The organism is Micromonospora sp. NPDC047753 (assembly GCF_040642735.1).
Taxonomy (GTDB): Bacteria; Actinomycetota; Actinomycetes; order Mycobacteriales; family Micromonosporaceae; genus Micromonospora.
Genome location: NZ_JBEYSL010000382.1, coordinates 1 through 6,670 on the forward strand (window position 1 = coordinate 1; position 6,670 = coordinate 6,670).

Annotated in this window: 5 protein-coding genes; all 5 read left to right on the forward strand. The window is 70.0% G+C overall.

Annotation, left to right across the window (positions count from 1 at the left end; translation table 11 throughout):
• Nucleotides 1-1,297, forward strand: a 1,297-nt coding sequence (locus ABZ749_RS26045) for a sugar ABC transporter ATP-binding protein (RefSeq protein ID WP_357232341.1), incomplete at its 5' end; no start/stop codon positions are given.
• Nucleotides 1,294-2,421, forward strand: coding sequence for an ABC transporter permease (locus tag ABZ749_RS26050; protein ID WP_357232344.1), 1,128 nt, complete (start codon nucleotides 1,294-1,296; stop codon nucleotides 2,419-2,421). The genes ABZ749_RS26045 and ABZ749_RS26050, both read left to right, overlap by 4 nt.
• A gap of 98 nt (nucleotides 2,422-2,519) precedes the next feature.
• A complete protein-coding gene (locus tag ABZ749_RS26055; protein WP_357232347.1) occupies nucleotides 2,520-3,572 on the forward strand; it encodes a substrate-binding domain-containing protein in 1,053 nt (350 codons plus the stop codon).
• A gap of 21 nt (nucleotides 3,573-3,593) precedes the next feature.
• The gene (locus ABZ749_RS26060; RefSeq protein WP_357232351.1) at nucleotides 3,594-4,802 is read left to right on the forward strand and encodes a Gfo/Idh/MocA family oxidoreductase; all 1,209 of its coding nucleotides are present in this window, start codon (nucleotides 3,594-3,596) and stop codon (nucleotides 4,800-4,802) included.
• A 645-nt stretch (nucleotides 4,803-5,447) separates the two neighbouring features.
• The coding region (locus ABZ749_RS26065; RefSeq protein WP_357232354.1) for an inositol-3-phosphate synthase at nucleotides 5,448-6,670 on the forward strand (1,223 nt) is incomplete at its 3' end.

The following is a 6,670-nucleotide window of genomic DNA, read 5'->3' on the forward strand; positions in this document are numbered from 1 at the left end:
GCAGGCCGCCATGAAGGCGGGTATCGCCACGATCTACCAGGAGCTCGACCTCGTCGAGGACCTGTCGGTGGCGGAGAACGCGTTCCTCGGGCACGAGTACCGCAACTTCGGTTTCGTCCGGCGCGGCCGGATGGCTCGGCACACCCGCCAGATCCTCAGCCGGCTCGGCCACGGTGAGATCCCGCCGAATCGGATGGTCCGGTCCCTGCCGGCGGCCGGCAAGCAGATCGTCAGCATGGCGCGGGCGCTGTCGCACGAGGCGCGACTGATCATCATGGACGAGCCGAGCGCGGTGCTGGCCCACGACGAGGTCGGCAACCTGTTCCGGATCATCCGGGAGCTGACCGCGCAGGGCATCGCCGTCATCTACATCTCCCACCGCATGGAGGAGATCCGCGAGATCGGCGACCGGGTCACGGTTCTCAAGGACGGCCGGACCACGGCGGCGAACCTGCCGGCGCGCGACACCCCGACCCGCGACCTGGTGAGCCGGATGACCGGCCGCACCATCGAGTACGTCTTCCCGGACCGGCCGACCGACGACCCCGCTGGCGCCGACCTGCTCCAGGTGCAGGGGTTGACCCGCACAGGCGAGTTCGCCGACGTGTCGCTGAACGTGCGTGCCGGGGAGATCGTGGGCATCGCGGGGCTGGTCGGCTCCGGGCGTTCCGAACTGCTGGAGACGATCTACGGTGCCCGCCTCCCGGAGGCCGGCACGGTGCAGATGGACGGTAAGGTCCTGCGGCCCGGCGTCGGCGCCGCGGTTCGCGCCGGCATGGGAATGGCCCCGGAGGAACGCAAGAGCCAGGCTCTGCTGCTCGGCGAACCGATCTACCGAAACGTCACGCTGGCCACCTTCGGCCGGTACGCGCGCCTCGGCTTCACCAACGCCGCCAAGGAACGTGCCGAGGCGGACCGGATCGCGGAGACCCTGGAGCTGCGGCCCCGGGACGTGGACCGGCCGGTACGCACGCTGTCCGGCGGTAACCAGCAGAAGGTGGTGGTCGGGCGTTGGCTGCTCGGCGGCACCAAGTTGCTGCTTCTCGACGAGCCGACCCGAGGCGTGGACGTGGGCGCCCGAGCCGAGCTCTACCAGGTCATCCGGGGCTTGGCCGCTCAGGGCGTGGGGGTGCTGCTGGTCTCCAGCGAGGTGCCCGAGGTGCTGGGTCTGGCCGACCGGGTGCTGGTGATGCGGGAAGGGCGTGTCGTCCGCGAAGCCGCGGCCGGCGAACTCGACGAGAACACTGTGCTTGACCTCGTGATGGCGGGGTCCTTGATGGAAGGCGCACCGGCATGAGCGACGCGACTCCCACTCCCACCGCGACACCGGAGCGCCCGCAGCTTCCGGCGCAGTCGCCTCCGGTGGATCCGGCGGAGACGGCGGTGGCCAGCGACAAAGCAGGATCCGGGGGCAAGCTCTCCTGGTGGCGGGGTGACGGTGGCGACGGCGCCAAGCGCAACCTCGGCCTGATCGGGGTGCTCGCCGCGCTCGTCGTGGTCGGCGCGGTCACCAAGCCCGACCTGTACGGCGACCCGAACTGGGTCTGGAACAACGTCCTGGCCATCCTCCAGTTGGCCTCGGTCGTCGGCGTGGTCACGGTCGGGATGACCTTCGTGATCATCGGTGGTGGCATCGACCTGTCGGTCGGCGCGATCGTCGCGCTCGCCGGGGTCTGGTGCACCACAGTGGCCACCCAGAGCTACGGCGCCGCCGGCATGATCTTCACCGCCCTCGCGGTCGGCGTCTGCGTCGGCCTCGTCAACGGTGTGCTCATCTCGTACGGGCGGCTGGTCCCCTTCATCGCGACGCTCGCGATGCTGGTGGCCGCGCGAGGGCTCGCGGCTTCCATCTCCAACAAGCAGACCCAGGTGTCGAGCAGCACCTTCATCAACGACATCGCCGCGCGCAAGGTGATCGGTATCCCGATCCTCGTCTACATCCTCGGCGCGGTGGTGCTGGCCGGTTGGGTGGTGCTCAACCGCACGACCTTCGGCCGGCGGACCATCGCCGTCGGCGGTAACCCGGAGGCGGCCCGGCTGGCCGGCATCAACGTCCGGCGGCACACCATGCTGCTCTACGCCCTCTCCGGTCTGTGCTGCGGTATCGCCGCCATCATGCTCACCTCGCAGGCCACCTCGGCGCAGGCGGCGATGGCCAACCTGTACGAGTTGGACGCGATCGCCGCGGCGATCATCGGCGGAACGCTGCTCAGCGGCGGCCGGGGCACCATCGTCGGCTCGCTGCTCGGCGTCATCATCTTCGCCACCATCACGAACCTCTTCGCCATCAACGGCCTCTCCATCGAGGCGCAGAACATGGTCAAGGGCGGCATCATCGTCGCCGCCGTCCTGGTCCAGCAGTTCCAGTTCAAGTCCGTCACTCGGCTCCTCGCGCGGAACAGGGTCACCACCGCAACCTGACGCACCGCACCGTTGTCCTGGCGACGTCGAGAACGTTCGACGGTGGCCGGGCCTCGCACACCCTCGATAAGTCAAATCCCGCTCCCAGGAGGTCATTCATGACCCAGCACAGTCGCGACCTGTCGCGCCGCCGGTTGCTCTTCGGTGGAGCCGCAGTGGGCGCTGCCACCCTCCTCACTGCCTGCACCAGCAACGACACCCCGGCCGCCAGCACCCAGACCAAGGCCGCCGGAAACAGTGAGGGCAACAACGCCCCGGGCAAGAAGGTCGTCATCGGCTTCTCCGCCCCGGCCGCCGACCACGGCTGGATGGGCGCCATCCACGCCAACGCCAAGGCCCAGGCCGCTGCCTACTCGGACGTGGAGTTCAAGGAGGTCGACGGTGGGTCGAACTCCGAGGCCCAGCGCTCCACGCTCGGCACCCTGATCGCCCAGAAGCCGGACATCATCGTCGTGCTGCCGCACGACGGCAAGGAGGTCAACGCCGTTGCCCTCCAGGCCATGCAGGCGGGCATCCCGATCGTGAACCTCGACCGGGCGTTCCCCGACGCGCTGGCCTCGCGGCTGGTCATCAAGGGCGACAACTACGGCATGGGCGTCTCGGCCGGTCACTTCATCGGCAAGATGCTCAAGGACAAGGGCGTCGCCAACCCGGTCATCGGTGAGATCGCCGGCCTGGAGATCCCGCTGACCGTCGAGCGCAGCGAAGGCTTCAAGGCCGCCCTGGCGACCTACGGGTTCACGGTGAAGAACCGTCGTTCGGCCGAGTTCACCTCGGACAGCGGCCAGCGCGAGGCGTCCCAGCTGCTCCAGGCGCTGCCGAAGATCGACGCCATCTGGAACCACGACGACGACCAGGGCATCGGTGTGCTCGCGGCCATCAAGCAGGCCAACCGGTCGGAGTTCTTCATGGTCGGCGGCGCGGGCTCCAAGCTCGCGATCGACGCGATCAAGGCCGACAACAGCGTGCTGAAGGCCACTGTCACCTACAACCCGTCGATGGCCTCCTCGGCGGTCTCGCTCGCGCGGCTCATCGCGCAGGGTCGGGGCCTGGGCGACCTGACGGAGCTGCAGGTGCCGAAGGAACTGACCCTGGCCTCGGAGACGATCACCAAGGAGAACGCGAGCAGCTACGACAAGCTCGGGTTCTGACATACCGGGGGGAGACCCACCTTGTCCACGACAGACAAAGAACTGCGGGTCGGCATGGTCGGCTACGCGTTCATGGGGGCCGCGCACTCACAGGCGTGGCGCACCGTGAACCGCGTCTTCGACCTGCCGGCGCGGGCCCGGATGGCGTTGATCTGCGGCCGAGACACAGCGAAGGTGGCGGACGCCGCCGACACGCTCGGCTGGGACGCGTACACCACCGACTGGCGTGACCTGATCAACCGGGACGACATCGACGTTGTCGACATCTGCACACCGGGCGACAGCCACGCCGAGATCGCTCTCGCCGCGTTGGCCGCGGGTAAGCACGTTCTGTGCGAGAAGCCGTTGGCCAACTCGGTGGAGGAGGCACGGGCGATGACCGCTGCGGCGGACGTCGCCCGGGCTTCCGGAGTGCGGTCGATGTGCGGGTTCAACTACCGCCGGGTCCCCGCGGTCACGATGATGCGCCAGTTGGTCGCCGACGGACGGCTCGGGGTGATTCGACACGTCCGTGCGACGTACCTGCAGGACTGGATCGTGGACCCGCAGTTCCCGCTGGTCTGGCGGTTGCAGAAGGACAGGGCGGGCTCCGGCGCGCTCGGTGACATCGGTGCGCACATCATCGACCTGACCCAGTTCGTCACGGGTCAGCGGATCAGCGGCGTCAGCGCGGTCACCGAGACCTTCGTCAAGGAGCGGCCGTTGCCCGCCGAGTCGAGCGGTCTGGCGGCCTCGGTGGACGGCCACGCGGCACCCACCGGGACGGTCACCGTCGACGACGCCGCGGTCTTCGTGGCGCGACTCGACGGTGGCGCCCTGGCCACGTACGAGGCGAGTCGGTTCGCTACCGGCCGGAAGAACGCGCTGCGCGTCGAGATCAACGGCTCGCTGGGCAGTGTGGTCTTCGACCTGGAGCGCCTCAACGAGCTGGAGTTCTACGACGCGACCCGCCCGACTGCGGAGCAGGGCTTCAGCCGCATCCTGGTGACCGAGGGCGAGCACCCGTACATGTCGGCGTGGTGGCCCCCGGGCCACATCATCGGCTACGAGCACTCGTTCACGCACGAGATGCGCGATTTCATCGAGGCGGTCGCCACCGGTGTCGACCCGACTCCCTCCTTCGCCGACGCGTTGCAGGTCCAGCTGGTGCTGGACGCGGTGGCCCGCTCGGCGGAGCTCGGCTCCTCCTGGGCCGAGGTGGAACCGACGCTGACCGCGGCGGCTCTCTGACCATTGACCATCCGCGACGGCGGTGTTCGCACCGCCATCGCCCGACCGGCTTTCCGAAGCCGACCGGCGAGGGACCAGCCACGGATTGCGCCCCGTGGCCGGGACAGAGGTCGGCATCGGAGAGCGTGCAGCCGGGCCCTACGGCCCGGTGGCGCACGAGCAGGACGGTCGTCCGGTGCGACCGGACCGGGATTCCCCGGCCGCACCGGAGGACCGCCACCACCGGTGACCTCCGGAGGACCTGATGACACCGCCCGCCGCTGCCCCCGCCCGTACCGCACCCGCTCGCCGGTTCCCGGCGGGTAGTGGTTCGGTCGGTGTTCCGGTGGGTGCGGCGGCCTGAGACGCCCGGCCGGGGCATACCAGTGCCCCGACCGGCCGGATGCGGGGGAGGCAGGGTCGAGACGCCGACCCGACCCTGCCTACCAGCCCCGTCTGCTCGCACCTGCCGGGATCCGGTCCGGCGTCGTCGCCGCCGACGCCGACGTCGGAAGCCGGTGCTGTTCCGGTGCGGGGCGAGCGGACGGGGCCCATTCCACCCGGCCCGAAACTTTTCCGAAACTGGGCCGTATCTTTCCGAAACATATTCTGATATTCCTATATTTAGCGGTACCGACGGTTCCTCGGAAATGGGGAAGGAGCACCATGCGAACAGGTGTCTGGCTGGTAGGAGCGCGCGGTTCCGTCGCGACCACCAGCATCGTCGGGGGGCTCGCGCTGCGGGCCGGCCTGGCCGGGCCGACCGGCTGCGTCACCGAGCTTCCCGATCTGCGCGGCCCGGCCCTGCCGGCCTTCGCCGACCTGGTCTTCGGCGGACACGACCTGGCCACCACCCCACTGTGCAAGCGCGCCGAGGCCCTCGCGGACGCCGGTGTCATCCCCTGGCGGTTGGTCGCCGCGCTCCGCGACGAGCTGGGCGTGGTCGAGCAGGAGCTGCGCCCCGCGCCGGTCGGCGACACCCAGGCCGAGCGGGCCGAGGCAGTGGTCCGCGACCTGACCAGCTTCCGAGAGCGGCACGAGTTGGACCGGGTGGTGGTGGTCAACGTCTCCGCCACCGAGCCGGCCCCTCGACCGCACCCCGCGCACGCCGACCCGGCCGCGCTACGCGCCGCCCTCGACGGTCCGGACGAGGTGCTGCCGGTCAGCTCTCTCTACGCGTACGCCGCGGTGCTCGCCGGCTGCCCGTACGTCGACTTCACCCCGTCCACCGGGCTGCGGCTGCCGGCGCTGGCCGCGCTGGCCGAGGAGGCCCGACTGCCGTACGCCGGGCACGACGGCAAGACCGGGGAGACCCTGGTCAAGTCGGTGCTCGCGCCGATGTTCGCGATGCGCAACCTGGCAGTGGGCTCCTGGTCCGGGGTCAACCTGCTCGGCGGCGGCGACGGCGCCACCCTCGCCGACCCGGCCGCGAACGCGGCGAAGGTGCAGAGCAAGCAGCGGGTGCTCGGCGAGACGCTGGGCTACGTCCCGCAGGGCGGCACCCGCATCGAGTACGTCGAGGAGCTGGGCGACTTCAAGACCGCCTGGGATCTGATCACCTTCAGTGGATTCCTCGGCACCGGCATGCGGATGGAGTTCACCTGGCACGGTTGCGACTCGGCGCTGGCCGCGCCGCTGGTGCTCGACCTGGCCCGACTCACCGCCGCCGCGCACGCCGCCGGGCAGGTGGGGCCGCTGGCCGACCTGGGCTTCTTCTTCAAGGACCCGCTGGGCGCCCCCACCCACTCGCTGGGCGAGCAGTGGGCCCGGCTGACCGCCTTCACCCGGCAACTGCCGGGACGACCCAGAGGGATGCCCGCTGTGGTGGCGGCAAGCGAGACCTCCATCGCGTCGGCGAAGTTCTGGCGGATCGCGTCGGCGCCGGGGGT